This window comes from Streptomyces sp. WG5, assembly GCF_049974565.1.
Taxonomy (GTDB): domain Bacteria; phylum Actinomycetota; class Actinomycetes; order Streptomycetales; family Streptomycetaceae; genus Streptomyces.
Genome location: NZ_JBNGGC010000003.1, coordinates 1 through 18137 on the forward strand (window position 1 = coordinate 1; position 18137 = coordinate 18137).

16 protein-coding genes are annotated in these 18137 nt (G+C 72.1%); 1 reads left to right on the forward strand and 15 read right to left on the reverse strand.

Annotated elements, in window-relative coordinates:
* Positions 1-208: 208 nt before the first annotated feature.
* The 13 genes from nusB to ACP4IX_RS03840 form a co-directional block, all read right to left on the reverse strand.
* Entirely contained in the window at positions 209-643 is a 435-nt protein-coding gene (gene nusB / locus ACP4IX_RS03780; RefSeq protein WP_426518876.1) for a transcription antitermination factor NusB, read from the reverse strand.
* Positions 644-645: 2 nt separating this feature from the next.
* On the reverse strand, positions 646-1212 hold the full coding sequence (efp, locus tag ACP4IX_RS03785) for an elongation factor P (protein ID WP_398136554.1): 567 nt from the start codon (positions 1210-1212) through the stop codon (positions 646-648).
* Between the two features lie 63 nt (positions 1213-1275).
* Complete coding sequence (locus tag ACP4IX_RS03790; protein ID WP_426518874.1) at positions 1276-2385, reverse strand: aminopeptidase P family protein; 1110 nt, start codon at positions 2383-2385, stop codon at positions 1276-1278.
* Positions 2386-2587: 202 nt separating this feature from the next.
* Positions 2588-3580, reverse strand: a complete 993-nt coding sequence (locus ACP4IX_RS03795) for a Pro-rich N-terminal domain-containing protein (RefSeq protein ID WP_426518872.1) — start codon at positions 3578-3580, stop codon at positions 2588-2590.
* Positions 3581-3776: 196 nt separating this feature from the next.
* On the reverse strand, positions 3777-4868 hold the full coding sequence (gene aroB / locus ACP4IX_RS03800) for a 3-dehydroquinate synthase (RefSeq protein WP_426518870.1): 1092 nt from the start codon (positions 4866-4868) through the stop codon (positions 3777-3779).
* Complete coding sequence (locus ACP4IX_RS03805; protein ID WP_426554767.1) at positions 4865-5380, reverse strand: shikimate kinase; 516 nt, start codon at positions 5378-5380, stop codon at positions 4865-4867. The genes aroB and ACP4IX_RS03805 overlap by 4 nt, the downstream gene beginning before the upstream one ends.
* Complete coding sequence (aroC, locus tag ACP4IX_RS03810; RefSeq protein ID WP_386286266.1) at positions 5377-6561, reverse strand: chorismate synthase; 1185 nt, start codon at positions 6559-6561, stop codon at positions 5377-5379. Before aroC ends, ACP4IX_RS03805 begins: the two co-directional genes overlap by 4 nt.
* A gap of 204 nt (positions 6562-6765) precedes the next feature.
* A complete protein-coding gene (locus tag ACP4IX_RS03815; protein WP_426518866.1) occupies positions 6766-7605 on the reverse strand; it encodes a shikimate dehydrogenase in 840 nt (279 codons plus the stop codon).
* Positions 7586-9319: an endolytic transglycosylase MltG gene (gene mltG / locus ACP4IX_RS03820; RefSeq protein WP_426518864.1), complete on the reverse strand. Its 1734-nt coding sequence runs from the start codon at positions 9317-9319 to the stop codon at positions 7586-7588. Before mltG ends, ACP4IX_RS03815 begins: the two co-directional genes overlap by 20 nt.
* 128 nt (positions 9320-9447) lie before the next feature.
* The gene (gene ruvX, locus ACP4IX_RS03825) at positions 9448-9912 is read right to left on the reverse strand and encodes a Holliday junction resolvase RuvX (protein WP_426518905.1); all 465 of its coding nucleotides are present in this window, start codon (positions 9910-9912) and stop codon (positions 9448-9450) included.
* Between the two features lie 59 nt (positions 9913-9971).
* Positions 9972-12644 (reverse strand): alanine--tRNA ligase, encoded by a 2673-nt coding sequence (gene alaS / locus ACP4IX_RS03830; protein WP_426554768.1) that lies wholly within the window; start codon positions 12642-12644, stop codon positions 9972-9974.
* Positions 12644-13009 carry a hypothetical protein gene (locus tag ACP4IX_RS03835; RefSeq protein WP_426518860.1) on the reverse strand — a complete coding sequence of 122 codons (366 nt, stop codon included), beginning with the start codon at positions 13007-13009 and terminating at the stop codon, positions 12644-12646. Before ACP4IX_RS03835 ends, alaS begins: the two co-directional genes overlap by 1 nt.
* Before the next feature lie 7 nt (positions 13010-13016).
* Positions 13017-13469, reverse strand: a complete 453-nt coding sequence (locus ACP4IX_RS03840) for a DUF948 domain-containing protein (protein ID WP_426518858.1) — start codon at positions 13467-13469, stop codon at positions 13017-13019.
* Between the two features lie 165 nt (positions 13470-13634).
* Here ACP4IX_RS03840 and ACP4IX_RS03845 point away from each other — a divergent pair, with 165 nt between their 5' ends.
* Complete coding sequence (locus tag ACP4IX_RS03845) at positions 13635-15821, forward strand: ATP-binding protein (RefSeq protein ID WP_426554769.1); 2187 nt, start codon at positions 13635-13637, stop codon at positions 15819-15821.
* A gap of 47 nt (positions 15822-15868) precedes the next feature.
* On the opposite strand, the gene rpsD is transcribed toward ACP4IX_RS03845, so the two are convergent.
* Both rpsD and ACP4IX_RS03855 read right to left on the reverse strand, forming a co-directional pair.
* Complete coding sequence (gene rpsD, locus ACP4IX_RS03850; protein WP_030185023.1) at positions 15869-16483, reverse strand: 30S ribosomal protein S4; 615 nt, start codon at positions 16481-16483, stop codon at positions 15869-15871.
* 294 nt (positions 16484-16777) lie between these two features.
* The gene (locus tag ACP4IX_RS03855) at positions 16778-18133 is read right to left on the reverse strand and encodes a replication-associated recombination protein A (RefSeq protein ID WP_426518853.1); all 1356 of its coding nucleotides are present in this window, start codon (positions 18131-18133) and stop codon (positions 16778-16780) included.
* Positions 18134-18137 lie beyond the last annotated feature (4 nt).

Consider the following 18137-nt stretch of genomic DNA (forward strand, 5'->3'; position numbering starts at 1 on the left):
CCCGGGGGGCGCGGGGGGCCCCCTGGCCCCCCCTTACCGGGGCGGGGGGGGGGCCCCAACCCCTGGGGTCCCCCCCCCCCCGGCGGCTTGTCGTGTGCCTCACAGGCCGGACAGTGCGGCGCGACGCGCCGGAGGGCCCGCAGCGCGCCTGCTGCGGGCCCTCCGGCGTGGTGGGGGTCTTCCCCCCTCTGTCGGCCTCGGGCCTCTCTCAGCTCTCGTCGCGACGCAGCGAGGGCTTGAGGTCCTTCAGCCGGCCGAGCAGTCCGTTGACGAACGCGGGCGAATCGTCCGTGGAGAACTCCTTCGCCAGCTGCACCATCTCGTCCAGGACGACTGCGTCCGGCGTCGCGTCGACCCAGATCAGCTCGTACGCGCCCAGGCGCAGGATGTTGCGGTCGACGACCGGCATACGGTCGAGCGTCCAGCCGACCGAGTACTGGGCGATGAGCTCGTCGATGCGCTGCGCGCGCTCGGCGTAGCCCTCGACCAGCTCCATCGTGTACTCGCTCACCGGCGGCTGCCGGGTGTCGGACCGGGAGTGCCGGACCCAGTCGGCGAGTACCGTCAGGACGTCGGCGCCGCGCTGATCGCCCTCGAAGAGGATCTGGAAGGCGCGCTTGCGGGCCGTGTTGCGGGCAGCCACGGTTAGCTGTTCACCCGGCCGAGGTAGTCGCTCGAGCGGGTGTCGACCTTGATCTTCTCACCGGTGGTGATGAAGAGCGGGACCTGGATCTGGTAGCCGGTCTCCAGCGTGGCGGGCTTGGTGCCGCCGGTGGAGCGGTCGCCCTGGACGCCGGGCTCGGTCTCCTGGATGGTCAGCTCGACGGCGGCGGGCAGCTCGACGAAGAGCACCTCGCCCTCGTGCTGGGCGACGGTGGCCGTGAAGCCCTCGATCAGGAAGTTGGCGGCGTCGCCGACGGCCTTGCGGTCGACGTGCAGCTGGTCGTAGGTCTCCATGTCCATGAAGACGAAGTACTCGCCGTCCATGTAGGAGAACTGCATGTCACGCTTGTCGACAGTGGCCGTCTCGACCTTGACGCCGGCGTTGAAGGTCTTGTCGACGGTCTTGCCGGAGAGCACGTTCTTGAGCTTGGTGCGCACGAAGGCCGGGCCCTTGCCGGGCTTGACGTGCTGGAACTCGACGACGGACCAGAGCTGGCCGCCTTCGAGCTTGAGCACCATGCCGTTCTTGAGGTCGTTCGTGGAAGCCACGGTTGCGGAATCTCCTGGACTGACGTGGACGACCTCGGGGCGGGCAGGCGCGCAGCGCGAAGGCTAGAGCGCGAGCAGCTCCTTGGTCGTGATGGTGAGTAGCTCGGGTCCGCCGTCCGCCTCGGGGCGCACGACGAGCGTGTCATCGATCCGGACCCCGCCCCGGCCCGGGAGGTGGACCCCCGGTTCGACGGTGACCGGCACACAAGCGTCCAGTTTACCCATGGCCGCGGGGGCCAACTGCGGGTCCTCGTCGATTTCGAGTCCGACACCGTGGCCGGTGAGGGTCGGAAGGTTCTCCGCGTACCCGGCCGAATCCAGTGCCTGGCGGGCGGCGCGATCGACATCGCGGCAGGCGGCGCCGGGTGCGAGGGCCTCCCGGCCGGCCCGCTGGGCGGAGAAGACGAGGTCGTACAGTTCGATCTGCCAGTCGGCCGGCGAGGTGCCGATGACGAACGTACGGCCGATCTCGCAGCGGTAGCCGCGGTAGGTCGCTCCCAGGCAGACGGAGAGGAAGTCGCCCTCCTCCACGCGCCGGTCGGTGGGGCGGTGGCCGCGGCGCCCCGAGTTCGGGCCCGTGCCGACGGAGGTGGGGAAGGCGGGGCCGTCGGCGCCGTGGTCGACGAGGCGGCGTTCCAGTTCCAGGGCGAGGTGCCGCTCGGTGCGGCCGACCAGGATGGACTCCAGGAGTTCACCGAGGGCCTGGTCGGCGATCTCGGCGCCGATGCGCAGGCAGGAGATCTCCTCCTCGTCCTTGACCACCCGGAGCTGCTCGACTGCCTGACCGAGGTCGGTCAGGCGCAGCCGGGGTGCGACCGAGCGCATGGCACGGTGCCGGACCACGGTGAGGTGGTGGTCCTCGGTGGCGAGGGACTCGGCGCCCTGGGCCGCGGCGAGGCCGGTGGCCGCGACGGCCGGGTCGCCGCCGGGGCCGGGCAGCGCCCGCACCGGCAGGGAGTCGTCGGGCCGGACGCCGTCCGCCGGCCGGTCGCCCGGCGGGCCCGAGCAGACCAGCAGATCCTCGGTCTTGCCCAGCAGCAGCACGGCGCCGTGCGGGGCCGCGCCCGCGAGATAGCGCACGTTGGCGGGCCGGGAGACGAGCGCCGCCGCGCTGCCGCCCGCGTTGCAGCGTTCTCGTAGGCGCGTCCGGCGGGCCGCGTACACCTCTGACATGGGCCGAGCGTAAGAGCTCCGCTCGGGGGGCGCCGCTCGGGAGACGCCGAGTGGGCGGTGCGCGTGGTACGCCGGACGCGCGGGCCGGGGTGTGGCTTGTCGTCGCACGGCGGCTGACCGCCGGTGGGGGCTGGGCGCGCCCCGCGGCGGAGCCGCGCGTGGACGCCGCCCCGTTCCTCTGCCGCCGGCCCGGTTTTCCGCGTCACCAGCTCGGTGGGCTTGCTATGGAGCGGGTCAGGACCTCGTTCAGGACCTGCGCGGTTTCCGGTATGTCCAGCGTGGAGTTGTCGATGATCGGGAGACCCGAGCCGTACCAGCCGGCCATGCGGCCGTGGATGCGGGCGACCTCCTCGTCGGTGAGCCGCCGGTTGCCGCTGCGTTCGGCGTTGCGCTCCAGGACGATGTCCAGGCCCGGCAGGAGGACGACCGGGAGCAGGCCGGGGCCGACGTGCCGCTTCCAGCCGCCGAGGCCGACGACGGGCCGGTCCGGGAAGACCGCGTCGTCGAGGATGCAGGAGATGCCGTTGGCGAGGAAGTTGCGGGCGGAGAAGCCGCAGGTGCGGCGGGCGAGGCGGTACTGGGCCTCGGAGTTCTCGTTCCACCCGGTCTGGGGGTCGGCGAAGCCGGAGCGGACCCATTCGCGGACGTCGTCAAGGCTGATGTGGGCGGTGGGGACCCGGCGGTGGTCCGCCCAGTACTTGGCGACGCTGGTCTTGCCGGCTCCCGCGGGGCCGATGAGCAGCACCGCAAGGGTGGTCGTGGCCGGGTCGGGCGCGGTGGACGTGGCGGGCGGCACGCTGGGCACGGCCACGGGGCCGCCGGGCGGCAGCGGTACGTGGCCGGTGGCGTCCGGTGGAGGCGGCACGGGAGCCGCCTGGTGCGGGCCCGGAGCCTGGTGCGGGCCCTGGGCCGGGTGCGGGCCCGGAGCCTGGTGCGGGCCCTGGGCCGGGTGCGGCCCCGGAGCCTGGTGCGGTCCCGGGGCCTGGTGCGGTCCCGGGGCCGAAGCCGGGGGCGGGGCCTGCCGGGGAGCCGTGGGGTGCGGGGCCCGCACGGGGTAGCCCGGCGCCGCGGGCGGCGGTACGGGGGTGGAACCCTGGGGCGGGCCCGGGTGGTGCGCGGCCGGTGACCAGCCGACGGCCGGTCCGTGCCCCGGCTGATGGGGCGGCGGCAGCGGAGAACCCACTGCGTGCTGCATCCGGTGCCACTCCGTCTCGTACAGGCGATGGGCGCTGGCGGCGGGAGGGAGGCCCGCCCGCTTCCCCACAGCCTAAAGGGCGTGAGGGGATCCCCGTCCGAACGGTACCGCCCCCGGCCGTCGTTCGGTGAACGGCCGGGGGCGGTACGAAGTGCCCGTCGCGCAAGGCGAATCGGGCGGAAGGCGCGGCGGGGTACTACTCGCCCACCTCGCCGTAGGCGGCGAGGAGGACGGCCGGGTCGGGTCCCTCCAGCACGGTGGGCTTGGCGAGGCCGTCCAGGACGATGAAACGCAGCAGGTCGCCGCGGGACTTCTTGTCGACCTTCATGTTCTCGACGAGCTTGGGCCACTGGTCGTAGCGGTAGTGCAGGGGCAGGCCGACCGCTTCGAGGATGCTGCGGTGCCGGTCGGCGGTGGCGTCGTCGAGACGGCCCGCGAGGCGGCCCAGTTCGGCGGCGAAGTGCATGCCGACGGAGACGGCGGCGCCGTGGCGCCACTTGTAGCGCTCGTTCTTCTCGATGGCGTGGCCGAGGGTGTGGCCGTAGTTGAGGATCTCCCGCAGGCCCGCCTCCTTCAGGTCGGAGGAGACGACCTCCGCCTTGACCTTGATGGAGCGCACGATCAGCTCGGCGGTGTGCGGCCCGGCCGGGGTGCGCGCGGCCTGGGGGTCGGACTCGATCAGGTCGAGGATCACCGGGTCGGCGATGAAGCCGGCCTTGATGACCTCGGCGAGTCCGGAGACGTAGTCGTTGACCGGGAGCGAGTCCAAGGCGGCCAGGTCGCACAGGACGCCGGCGGGCGGGTGGAAGGAGCCGACGAGGTTCTTGCCCTCGGCGGTGTTGATGCCGGTCTTGCCGCCGACGGCCGCGTCCACCATGGCCAGCACGGTGGTGGGGACGGCGATCCAGCGGACACCGCGCAGCCAGGTCGCGGCCACGAACCCGGCCAGGTCGGTGCTGGCGCCGCCGCCCACGCCGATGATGACGTCGGTGCGGGTGAAGCCGGACTGGCCCAGCGCCTTCCAGCAGTACGCGGCGACCTCGGCGGTCTTCGCCTCCTCGGCGTTGGGCACCTGGATGGCGACCGCCTCGTAGCCCTGCCCTGCGAGGTCGGCGCGCAGCGCGTCGCCGGTCTCGGCGAGGGCCTCCGGGTGGATCACCGCGACCCGCTTGGCCCTCGTGCCGATCAGCCCGGCCAGCTCGCCCAGGAGCTGTCGGCCCACCAGAACCTCGTAGGCATCGCTGCCCGCGGTGCCGCCGACCTGGATCCGGGTGACTGCCTCGCTCATGCTTCCTTCAACTCCACTGCGTCCAGGACGGCTTGGGTGACTTCTTCGGGCGTACGGCCGTCCGTGGCGACGACGACCGTGGCGACCTCTTCGTAGAGGCCGCGGCGGGCCTCCATCAGCTCGCGCCACTGCTTGCGCGGGTTGACCGCGAGCAGCGGGCGCGCGGCGTTCAGACCGGTGCGCCTGACGGCCTCCTCGACGTCCATCGAGAGGTAGACGACGCGCTGCCCGGCGAGCAGCGCGCGGGTGTCGGCGTCCAGGATCGCGCCGCCACCGAGGGCGAGGACGCCCTCGTGCCCGGCGAGAGCGGTCCTCACGGACTCCTTCTCCAGGGCCCGGAAGGCCGCCTCGCCCTCGTCGACGAAGATCTCGGCGATGGCCCGCCCCTGCGCGGAGACGATGTCCTCGTCCGTGTCCCGGTAGCCGACGCCGAGGCGCTCGGCCAGCAGCTGCCCCACCGTGGACTTGCCGACGCCCATCGGTCCGACCAGGACGATCAGCGGTGCGCTCATCGGATGGCCAGGTTGTCGAGGTAGGACCGCACGTTGCGGCGGGTCTCGGTCACGCTGTCGCCGCCGAACTTCTCGGCCACCGCGTCCGCCAGGACCAGGGCGACCATCGCCTCGGCGACGATGCCGGCGGCCGGCACGGCGGACACGTCGGATCGCTGGTGGTGGGCCTGCGTGGCCTCGCCGGTGGTGACGTCCACGGTCTTCAGGGCGCGCGGCACGGTGGCGATCGGCTTCATCGCGGCCCGCACCCGCAGCAGCTCACCGGTGGTGAGGCCGCCCTCGGTGCCGCCGGAGCGGCCGGAGACCCGGCGGATGCCCTCGGCCGTGTTCACGATCTCGTCGTGGGCCTGGGAGCCGGGCACGCGGGCCAGCTCGAAGCCGTCGCCGATCTCGACGCCCTTGATCGCCTGGATGCCCATGAGCGCGCCCGCGAGCCGTGCGTCGAGCTTGCGGTCCCAGTGGACGTGCGAGCCGAGGCCCACCGGCACGTCGTAGGCGAGGATCTCGACGACGCCGCCGAGGGTGTCACCGTCCTTGTGGGCCTGGTCGATCTCGGCGACCATCGCCTTCGAGGCGTCGGCGTCCAGGCAGCGCACGGGGTCGGCGTCCAGCTTCTCGACGTCGGCCGGCGTCGGGTACACGCCCTGGGGGGCCTTGGCCGAGGCCAGCTCGACCACATGGCTGACGATCTCGACGCCGGTCGTCTCCTTGAGGTACGACCGGGCGACCGCGCCCAGCGCCACCCTGGCCGCCGTCTCCCGCGCGGAGGCGCGCTCCAGGATCGGCCGGGCCTCGTCGAAGCCGTACTTCTGCATGCCCGCGAGGTCGGCGTGGCCGGGGCGGGGGCGGGTCAGCGGCGCGTTGCGGGCCAGGCCGGCCAGTACCTCCGGGTCGACCGGGTCGGCCGCCATGACCTGCTCCCACTTGGGCCACTCGGTGTTGCCGACCATGACCGCGACCGGGGAGCCGAGGGTGAGCCCGTGCCGGACGCCGCCGAGGAAGGTGACCTCGTCACGCTCGAACTTCATGCGCGCACCGCGGCCATAGCCGAGCCGCCGCCTCGCCAGATGGTCCGCCACCATGTCCGTGGTGATCGGTACGCCGGCGGGCAGACCCTCCAGCGTCGCGACGAGTGCGGGACCGTGGGACTCCCCCGCGGTCAGCCAGCGCAACCTGCTCAACGGTGCTCCTCAGTGCTCGCGCCCCGGTTATGCCCTGCGTACGCGTCTTCTCTGCGTACGGCGACGGCGTGTCCGGGTGCGCGGCCCCGGTCCGCCACCTCCGATCCTCCCACGTCCGGGCCCCGTCCCCGGCCGCCGGTCCATCTGGCGGACGGGTGCGCGGACGCCGGACGACGCCGGAGCGCGCCCGCGGGACCGCGGACGCTAGCGGTCCGCCAGGGCCCGCTCCCCCGCCGTGCGCATGGCGGCGAGGGGGGCCGGAGCGCGGCCCGTCATCTGCTCGACCTGGAGCACCGCCTGGTGCAGCAGCAGGTCGAGGCCGTTGACGACCGCACCGCCGTGGGCCGACCAGCGGGCGGCGAGGGCGGTCGGCCACGGGTCGTAGAGCACGTCGAAGAGGGTCGCGGGCATCTCCGGGACTGCGGCGGCGAGGGCGTCGGTGGTGCCGGCCGGGGTGGTGGCCACCACCAGCGGGGCGTGCAGCGCCTCCTCGGCGTCCGCCCAGTCCGCGATGCGCACGTCGGCGTCCAGCCGTTCGGCCCAGCCCCGCATCTCGGCGGCGCGCGCCCGGCTGCGTACGTAGACGGCGACCTCGCCGGTGCAGATCCGGGCCAGCGCGGCCAGCGCGGAGGACGCGGTGGCGCCGGCGCCGAGGACGGCCGCGGTCTCGACCTTCTCGATGCCGTGCTCGCGCAGGGCGGCGACGATGCCGGGGATGTCGGTGTTGTCGCCGGTCTTGCGGCCGTCCTCGGTGAGGACCACGGTGTTCACCGCGTCCACGGAGGCCGCCGTCTCACTGATCCCGTCGAGCAGCGGGATGACCGCCCGCTTGAGCGGCATGGTCAGCGACAGCCCCGCCCACTCGGGGCCCAGCCCCTCGAGGAAGCCGGGCAGTGCCTCCTCGTCGACGTCGAAGCGGTCGTAGGTCCAGCCCTCCAGGCCCAGCTCGGCGTAGGCGGTGCGGTGCAGGACCGGGGAGAGGGAGTGCGCGATCGGGGAGCCGAGGACGGCGGCCCGACGACGGTCAGTTGCCCGAGCTGGCATCGAACTTGTCCTTCAGTTTCAGGAAGTCGTCGTGCGTCTTGGCGAACTCGGTCTTGCTCAGGCCGTCGGTGGCCACGAAGTACATCCAGCCGTCGTCCGTGGGATCGAGCGCCGCCTTCAGGGCCTCTTCGCCGGGGTTGCTGATGGGTCCGGGCGGCAGGCCCTTGTTGGTGTAGGTGTTGTACGGGTCCGGGTTGCTGTTGATCTCGGACTCGCTGATGTGGATCTCGCTCTGGCCGAGCAGGTAGTTGAAGGACGAGTCGAACTGCAGTTCCTGGTTGGTCTCGGTGTTGGTGGGCTTGAGCCGGTTGTAGATGACCTCCGACATCATGCGGAAGTCCGCGTGCGTCTTGCCCTCCGCCTGCACCAGGCTCGCCACGGTCAGCAGCTGCCACGGCCCGTCGAGGCCGAGGCCCTCCGCCTTCTCCTCGAGCCCGATCTTCTCGTACTGCTCGCTGGCCCGCGCCACCATCTGCCTCAGCACGTCCTCGGGCTTCTGGCCCTTGGCCGCCGAGTAGCTCGACGGGTAGAGGAAGCCCTCCAGCGGGTCCTTGACGTTCTCGTGGTTCATCGCCCAGTCGGGCAGGCCGAGGTTCTTCCACTCGGCCTTGGCGACCTTGGCGGTGGTGCCCTCGTCCAGTTCGAGGCGCTTGTCGATGTCCTTGTAGATGCCGGCGTTGCGTTTGCCCTCGGCGATGATCAGGTTGCTGCGGCTCTTGGGATTGAGCAGCAGCTCGATCGCGGCCTCGGCCGACATCTCCTTCTGCAGCGTGTACACGCCGTCCTGGATGCTCTTGCCCTGGGGGTTGCTCTGCTGGGCGGCGATGAAGGCGTCGACGCTCTTCACCACGCCCTTCCTCTTGAGCTCCTGGCCGATGGTGGAGCCGCCCGCGCCCTTGGGGATCGTGACGGTCACCTGCTCGCCGTTGCCGTCACCCGCGTAGTCCGGGGCCGCGCCGAAACGTTCCTGGTAGAACTGGAAGCCGAAGTATCCGACTCCCGCCACCGCACCGCCCAGCACCAGGCAGACCACGAGGCACGCGACTCCGTTGCGGCCCTTCTTGGGCTTGCCGCCCCGGCCCCTGCGGTCGGCCCGCGCTGCGCCGCTCTCGCCGCCGCCCTCTTTCCCGTCGGCGTCCCCGCCCGCGAAGAAGGCGTGCTCTCCCTCGTCGGGGCCGGGGTCCCCGTCGCTGTCCTGCGGTTCGGGCTCGGCACGCCGGCGGCCCGGTGGCTCGGGAGGCGGGTACGCCTCCGGGGTGCCGTAGAAGTCGGGCTGCTCCGCGCCGTGGGCGGCGGCCTGCTGCCCGTAGGGGTCCGACGGGTCGGCGGGGTACTGCGCGCCGGTGCCCCAGCCGCCGTCGTCGTGGCCCTGCTGGGACTGCGCCTGGGACGCGTACTGCTGGTCGTACTGCTGCTGCCCGTACTGCTCGTACTGGTCGTACTGCGGGTTCTGCTGGTACTGGTCGTACTGCGGCTCGGGGTGCTGCTGACCGTACTGGCCGTACTGCGACTGCTGACCGTAGGCGGACTGGCCGCCGTCGCCCCACTCGCCGTACTGCTGCTGGGACTGCTGCTCCGGATACTGCTGCGGCTGGCCGCCGTAGGGGGACTGCTGACCCGTGTGGGCCTGCTGTCCGCCCCATCCGCCGTCCCCGTACAACGGGTCCTCCGGATGCCACGGTTCGGAGCCTGGGCCCCGGCCATACTCAGTCATCGATCCCCTAGAGCCGCGAGGCGACGGCGCGCACGGCCTGTCATGGAGGGCCGTCTTCCGTTCCGCCTCTTGCTGTGCGGTGGCTGTTCGAATGCCTCCGCATCGCGCGGAACGTTACCGTATCGCGATCAGATGACCACTTCGACGCCCTCACCGGGTGGCCTGCCTGACACCCGTTCGGATTCCAGTGCCTGCTGAAGGATGATCACAGCGGCGGCCTGGTCGATGACGGACCGGCCCTTCCTGGACTTCACTCCCGAGGCGCGCAGCCCCTGACTGGCGGTCACCGTCGTCATCCGCTCGTCGACGAGCCTGACCGGCAGCGGCGCGATGCCGCGGGCCAGCTCCTGCGCGAAGCCCCTGACCTTGACCGCGGCCGGGCCCTCGCCCCCCTTGAGGGAGCGAGGGAGACCGACGACGACCTCGATCGGCTCGTACTCCTCGACCAGTTGCCGCAGGCGGCGGTGTGCTGCCGGGATGTCGCGTCCGGGGACGGTCTCCACCGGCGTGGCGAGGATCCCGTCGGGGTCGCAGGAGGCGACCCCGATACGGGCGTCCCCGACGTCGATCGCCAGGCGGCGGCCGCGGCGCATGACCGGGCCGTCCGGCCGGTCGTCCGTCCGGCCGTCCGCCCGGCCGTTCCTCGAGTCGCTCACTTGGCGGTGTCCGCCACGAGCCGCTCGACGGCGTCGACGGCGTCACCGATGGCGGCCGGGCTCTGGCCGCCGCCCTGGGCGACGTCCGGCTTGCCGCCACCGCCGCCACCGAGGGTCTTGGCGGCGGCGCGCACCAGGTCACCGGCCTTGAGACCGCGCTCACGGGCGGCATCGTTGGTGGCGATGACGGTCAGGGGCTTGCCGTTCACCGTGGTGAACAGGGCGACGACCGCGGCCCGGCCGCCCTGGATGCGGCCGCGCACGTCGAGGACCAGCTTGCGCAGGTCGTCGGCGGTGGTGCCGTCCGGGACCTGACCGGTCACCAGGGCGACACCGCGCACGTCCTTGGCGGAGTCGGCGAGCGAGCCGGCGGCCTGGAGGACCTTCTCGGCGCGGAACTTCTCGATCTCCTTCTCGGCGTCCTTGAGCTTGCCGAGCATGGCGGAGACCTTCTCCGGGAGCTCCTCCGGGCGGCCCTTGATCAGCTCCTGGAGCTGGGCGACGACCGTGTGCTCACGGGCGAGGAAGTTGTAGGCGTCCACGCCGACCAGGGCCTCGATACGGCGCACACCGGAGCCGATGGAGGACTCGCCGAGCAGCTTGACCAGACCCAGCTGGGCGGTGTTGTGCACGTGGGTGCCGCCGCACAGCTCCTTGGAGAAGTCGCCGATGGTCACGACGCGCACCCGCTCGCCGTACTTCTCGCCGAACTCGGCGATGGCCCCCTGCTTCTTGGCCTCGTCGATGCCCATGACGTCGGCGCGCACGTCGAGGTCGCGGGCGAGCACCTCGTTGATCTTCTGCTCGACGTCGGTCATCACGGCCGTCGGAACGGCGGACGGCGAGCCGAAGTCGAAGCGGAAGCGGCCGGGCTGGTTCTCGGAACCGGCCTGGGCGGCCGTCGGGCCGAGGGCGTCGCGCAGCGCCTGGTGAGTGAGGTGGGTGGCCGAGTGGGCGCGGGCGATGGCCTTGCGACGCCGGTCGTCGATCGAGGCGTGGGCCTTGGCGCCGACGGTGATCTCGCCGACCTGGACGACGCCCTTGTGGACGTACACGCCCGGGACCGGCTTCTGGCAGTCGCGGACCTCGATGACGGCACCGGAATCGACCTTGATCCGCCCGGTGTCGCCGATCTGGCCGCCGCCCTCGGCGTAGAACGGGGTGCGGTCGAGGACGATCTCGACCTCGTCGCCCTCGGTGGCGGCCGGGGAGGAGGCGCCGTCGACGAGGATGCCGACGATCGTGGACTCGCTCTCGGTGTCCGTGTAGCCGACGAAGTCGGTGGCGCCGGCCTGGTCGGCGATCTCGCGGTAGGCGCCGGCGCCGGCGTGGCCGGTCTTCTTGGCCTGGGCGTCGGCCTTGGCGCGCTCCCGCTGCTCCTTCATGAGGCGGCGGAACCCGTCCTCGTCCACGGAGAGCCCCTGCTCGGCGGCCATCTCCAGGGTGAGGTCGATCGGGAAGCCCCAGGTGTCGTGGAGCAGGAAGGCCTTGTCGCCGGCGAGGACGGTGCCGCCGGAGGCCTTGGTGTCGCTGACGGCGGTGTCGAGGATGTTGGTGCCGGCCTTGAGCGTCTTCAGGAAGGCGTTCTCCTCGGCGAGGGCGACCTTCTCGATCCGCTCGCGGTCGGTGATCAGCTCGGGGTACTGCTGCCCCATCATGCCGATCACGACGTCGATCAGGTCCTTGACGACCGGACCGGTGGCGCCGAGCAGGCGCATGTTGCGGATGGCGCGGCGCATGATGCGGCGCAGCACGTAGCCGCGGCCCTCGTTGCCGGGGGTGACGCCGTCGCCGATGAGCATCACGGAGGTGCGCATGTGGTCGGTGACCACGCGCAGGGAGACGTCCGAGGCCTGGGCGTCGCCGTAGGCCACGCCGGTCAGCTCGGTGGCCTTCTTGATGACGGCCATGGAGGTGTCGATCTCGTACATGTTCTGCACGCCCTGCAGAATCATGGCGAGGCGTTCCAGGCCGAGGCCGGTGTCGATGTTCTTGCTCGGCAGGTCCCCGAGGATCTCGAAGTCCTCCTTGCCGATGCCCTCGCCCCGCTCGTACTGCATGAAGACGAGGTTCCAGATCTCCACGTACCGCTCGTCGTTGACGGCGGGGCCGCCCTCGGCGCCGAACTCGGGGCCGCGGTCGTAGTTGATCTCGGAGCAGGGGCCGCAGGGGCCGGGGACGCCCATGGACCAGTAGTTGTCCTTCTTGCCGAGACGCTGGATGCGCTCGGAGGGGACGCCGACGACGTCGTGCCAGATGCGCTCGGCCTCGTCGTCGTCCTGGTAGACGGTGATCCACAGGCGCTCGGGGTCGAGGCCGTAACCGCCCTTGTCCTGGGCGCTGGTGAGCAGCTCCCAGGCCAGCTTGATGGCGCCTTCCTTGAAGTAGTCGCCGAAGGAGAAGTTGCCGCACATCTGGAAGAACGTGCCGTGCCGCGTGGTCTTGCCGACCTCTTCGATGTCCGGCGTGCGCACGCACTTCTGCACGCTCGTGGCGCGGTCGAAGGGCGGCTTGACCTCACCCAGGAAGTAGGGCTTGAAGGGCACCATGCCGGCCGGGACCAGCAGCAGAGTCGGGTCGTCCGCGATGAGCGACGCCGAAGGGACGACGGTGTGACCGCGCTCCTCGAAGAAGCTCAACCAGCGGCGACGAATCTCGGCCGACTCCATCAGTGGTCCTCATTCCGGTTGTACGAGTACGTCGTCCTGTCGACGTACGTCGGGGTGTTGCCGTTCTCGGTGTTGCGGTTCTCGATGGCGTAGGAACGCCGGGGTGCGGGGAGTTCGTGGTCGACGGGGGCGTTCAGCCCGAGCGCGTCGTCCAGTTCGGCCTCCCGCTGGGCCATGTTGTCGCGGACGTCGAGCGCGAAGCCCACCGCGCGGTCCCTGATCCGGGAGCCCGCGTCGAGTGCCTTGTTCGCCGCGGTGGCGGCGAGGCTCTCGGGGGTCAACTGCTTGAGCTTCCGGTTGACCTTGGTGGTGGCCCACACACCGGCGGCGACGCCGGTGCCGAACCAGAACGTACGGCGGAACATCGCTGGATCAGTCCTTCTTCCGCTTCGTCCGCCGCGCGTCCGGGATCGTACGGCCCACGATCACGGTACGCCGCGGCTGCTTGGCCGGGCCCGCGGGCTCGCCCTCCTTGCGACCGCCGAGTGCCCGCCGTACGCCGTACCCGAACGCGGCGACCTTGACCAGGGGGCCGCCGAAGGTGGAGGCCACGGTGGTGGACAGCGCGGAGGCGTTCGACGTGACCTCCTGGACGTCGGAGGCGATCGCGTCGACCCGGTCGATCTGGGTCTGCGCGGAGCGCACCGCCGACGAGGCGTCGGACAGCAGCGGGACGGCCTGGTCGGTCACGTCCGCCACCAGCTTGGTGGTCGCCCTGAGCGTCTGGGCCAGCCTCGCCAGTGCGACGGCGAGGAAGGAGACCAGGATCGCCCAGAAGACGGCCACCAGGATCCCGGCCACCTCGCCACCGGACACTGTGTGCACCCGCTCCCTGAAAGACGTGCCTGAACATCGGGAAAGTCGTGCACCGAGCCTATCGCGCCGGGCGCGGGGGTCCGTACCGGATTACCGTCCGCGCGCGGCGGAGTGCGGTGAAGACGCGGGAAGGGGCTGTACTGTGTGAACACGGTTGAGTACGCTCCGTGTTTCATGCGAGACCTTCGGCGCGACGGCATCCCGCACGGCAACCTTCCCCTGGAACTCGACACCTTCGTGGGGAGAGCGGCGGAGCTCGCGGAGCTGGCCCGGGCGCTGGACTCCGGGCGGCTGGTGACCGTGACCGGGACCGGTGGGGTCGGGAAGTCGCGTCTGGCGGCGCGGGCGGCCGCACGGCGCGCGCCCCGGGACGGCGTGTGGCGGGTGGAACTGGCGCCGGTGCGCGACGAGGAGTTCGTCGACTACGCGGTCGTGGAGGCGCTCGGCCTGACCGACCACACGACCCGGCTGCCGCGCGAGACGCTGCTCGCGCACCTCGCCGAGCGAGAGCTGCTCCTGGTCCTCGACGGGGTCGAGCACCTGGTGGACGCGTGCGCCGCGCTCGTGACCGACCTGCTGGGCCGGGCCTCGGGGCTGCGTGTCCTGGCGGTGGGGCGCAGACCGCTGGCCGTGGCCGGGGAGCGGCTGCTTCCGCTGGCACCGCTGCGGCCGGAGGAGGCGGTGGAACTGCTGACCGTCCGGGCGCGGCAGCGGCACCTGGCGTACGGGTACGACGCCGACCTGGACGAGGGCCGCGGGGAGATGCGCGAGCTGTGCCGGCGCCTGGACGGGATCCCGTTGGCGATCGAGCTGGCCGCGGGGCGGCTGGGCGCGCTGTCGCCGGGGCAGGTGCTGCAACGGCTGGACGACCGCTTCCGTCTGCTGACCGGCGGGGACCGCACCGCGCTGCCCCGGCACCGGACGCTGCGCACCGCGATCGGCTGGAGCCATGAGCTGTGCACGCCTGCGGAGCGGCTGCTGTGGGCGCGGCTGTCGGTGTTCACGGGGCCGTTCGGCCTGGAGGCCGCCGAGTACGTGTGCAGCGGCGAGGACCTGCCCGCCGACGACGTGCTCGACGTGCTCTCCGCGCTGCTCGCGCAGTCCGTGCTGACCCGCGAGGAGGCCCCGGCCGGGGTGCGCTATCGGATGCTCGACACGGTGCGGGCGTACGGCGCCGACTGGCTGGAGGCGACGGGCGACGCGGCGCGGATGCGGCGGCGGCACCGGGACTGGTACGTGGGCCTGGCGACCTGGTGCGAGCTGGAGTGGTTCTCGCCGCGCCAGTACGAGGTCACCGCTCGGGTGGACGCGGAGCTGCCGAACCTGCGCAGCGCCCTGGAGCACTGTCTGACGGAGCCGGACGAGGCACACCTGGGCCAGTATCTGGCGGGTGCCCTGTGGTTCCACTGGGTGGGCTGCGGGCGGCTGGCGGAGGGGCGGCGCTGGCTGGAGCAGGCGGTGCGGCTGGACCCGGAGCGGACGGCGGGCGAGCAGGCCCGGCTGAAGGCGCTGTGGGTCCTGGCCTACGTCGCGATCCTGCAGGGCGACACGGTGCCCGCGCTGGCGGCGCTCCAGGAGTGCCGGGAGGAGGCCGAGCTGTCCGCGAACCCCACGGCGGTGGCGTACGCCGAGCACCGCACCGGTTGCCTGGCCCTGGTCACGGACGACATGCCGCGCGCCGAGACGCTGCTGCGTTCCGCGCTGCGGCGCTACCGGGAGATCGGCGAGCTCAACAGCAACGTCCTGATGGGCCAGGTCGAACTGGCGATGGCGCGGGCGTTCCAGGGCGACATGCCGGACGCGGTGCGCCTGTGCGAGGACGTCCGCCAGGTGTGCGAGGACCACGGCGAGCGCTGGACCCGGGGCTACGCCCTGTACGTGCTGGCCTACGCGGCTTGGAGCGACGGCGAGCCGGGGCGCGCCCGCGAGTTGCTGGCCGACTGCCTGGCCGGCGCCCACCGCTTCCGGGACCAGCTCGGCTCGGTGCTGGCGGTGGAGCTGCTGGCCCTGGTCACGGTGGCGGACGGGAACGCGGCGGAGGCCGCGGTGCTGCAGGGCGCGGCGGGCCGGATGTGGCCGTCGGTGGGACTGCCGTTGTTCGGCTCGGCGCACTACAACGCGCCGCACGAGCTGTGCGAGGCGGCGGCCCGGGAGCAGTTGGGCGACGAGCGGTACCAGGAGTGCGTACGGCACGGGGCTCGGCTCGGCCGGCGGGAGGCGGTGTCGCGGGCGCTGCGGCGGCCCGGGTCGCCGGCTTCGCTGCCGGCGCCGCGCGGGGGCGGGCGGCGTGCCACGGCGGGGGCGCGAACGGCGAAGCCCGCCGCCTCGCCCACCCGGAAGGGCAGGGAGACGGCGGGCTGAGGTACCGCGGAGGTACTGCGCCTTGCTGAAGACAGCGTTCTGCTGGATCAGCGGGCGTAGTACTCGACGACGAGCTGCTCGTCGCAGATCACCGGGATCTCCTTGCGGTTCGGCTCACGGTCCAGGCGGAACGCCAGGGCCTTGAGGTTCACCTGGAGGTAGCGCGGGGTCTCGCCGTCGGGGGCGAAGCCACCCTCACGGGCGATCGTGAAGAGCGTCTTCTCCTTGGAGCGCTCGCGCACCTGCACGACGTCGTCCGGGCGGACGCGGAAGGACGGCTTGTCGACCTTCTGGCCGTTGACCTGGATGTGGCCGTGCACGACCATCTGGCGGGCCTGGTAGATCGTGCGGGCGATGCCCGAACGCAGGACCAGCGCGTCGAGACGGCGCTCGAGCTCGATGACCAGGGCCTCGCCGGTCTTCATGTTGGTCTTGGAGGCACGCTCGTAGGCGCGGACGAGCTGGCGCTCGCTGAGGTCGTACTGCGCGCGCAGACGCTGCTTCTCGAGCAGACGGACCTTGTAGTCCGAGTTCTGCTTGCGGCCGCGGCCGTGCTCGCCCGGCGGGTAGGGGCGGGCCTCGAAGTACTTGACGGCCTTCGGGGTCAGCGCGATGCCGAGGGCACGCGACTTCTTGACCTTGGGGCGGGACTGGTTCGCCACTGTCTGTGTCTCTTTCCTGGTTCCGGCTTGTCAGGGTTGAGGGAGGTCGCAATCCGCAGCCGGGGAAACCCGCCTGGTCCGCGAGGGACCTGCCGGGCAGCCGCTCCCTGGTCTGGGCACATACGTGCAGCACGCGAGTGGCCCACCGACCGCTCCCGGAGCTCCGGGTGGTGGTGGGCTGCCCGCGACACCTATCGACGGTGCGCGACGCTCCTGGAACCCGCTGGGGGTTCCGGCCGGTTGTCCCGTTCTGACTGCGCGGGACTCGGCACTCCGGGTGATTCTACAGGCTGCTCAGGGCCGCTTGCGACCGAGGTGCCCGCGGGTCCACTCCACCGCGTCCGCGTATCTGGCCTCGGCGCCGTGCCGGGTCGGGGCGTAGTACGTGCGGTCCTTCAGTTCGTCCGGGGCGTACTGCTGGGCGGCGATGCCCTCCGGCAGGTCGTGCGGGTACACGTATCCCTGCCCGTGTCCGAGCTTGCCCGCGCCCTTGTAGTGGCTGTCGCGCAGGTGCGCGGGGACCGGCCCGGCGTGCCCCTTGCGTACGTCGTCCAGGGCGGCGCCGATGGCGGTGGTGGCGGCGTTGGACTTGGGGGCGAGGGCCAGGGCGATGGTGGCGTGGCTGAGGGTGAGGGAGGCCTCGGGGAAGCCGATCATGGCGACGGCCTGGGCGGCGGCGACGGCGAGGGGCAGGGCGTTCGGATCGGCGAGGCCGATGTCCTCGCTGGCGGAGATCATCAGGCGCCGGGCGATGAACCGGGGGTCCTCGCCGGCCTCGATCATCCGGGCCAGGTAGTGCAGGGCGGCGTCCACGTCGGAGCCGCGGATGGACTTGATCAGGGCGCTGGCGACGTCGTAGTGCTGGTCGCCGTCGCGGTCGTACTTCACCGCGGCCCGGTCGACGGTCTCCTCCAGCGTCGCCAGGGTGACCTCGGCCTCACCCTTGTCGAGCGCGGCCCCGGCGGCGGCCTCCAGCGCGGTCAGCGCGCGCCGGGCGTCGCCGCCGGCGATGCGCAGCAGGTGCTCCTCGGTGTCCTCGGGGAGGCCGACGGCGTTCTTCAGGCCGCGTTCGTCACGGAGCGCGCGCTTCAGCAGGCCGCGGATGTCGTCGTCCGTCAGGGACTCGAGGGTGAGGAGGAGGGAGCGGGAGAGGAGCGGGGAGATCACCGAGAAGTACGGGTTCTCGGTGGTGGCGGCGATCAGGGTGACCCAGCGGTTCTCGACGGCCGGGAGCAGGGAGTCCTGCTGGGCCTTGCTGAAGCGGTGGATCTCGTCGAGGAAGAGGACCGTCTCCTTGCCGTAACCGCCGACCGCGCGGCGGGCGCCGTCGATGACCGCGCGGACCTCCTTGACGCCCGCGGTGATCGCCGACAGTTCCACGAAGCGCTTGTTGGTGGCCTTGGAGACGACGTACGCCAGGGTCGTCTTGCCGGTGCCCGGCGGGCCCCAGAGGATCACGGACGACGGTCCGGCGGGACCCGAGGCGCCCTCGCCGACCAGCCGGCGCAGCGGGGAACCTGGCTTGAGCAGGTGCTGCTGGCCGACGACCTCGTCGAGGGTGCGCGGACGCATCCGGACGGCGAGGGGACTGCCGGTCGGGTCCTTCTCCTGGCGTTCTTCGGCTGCGGCGGTGAACAGGTCGGGCTCCACGCTC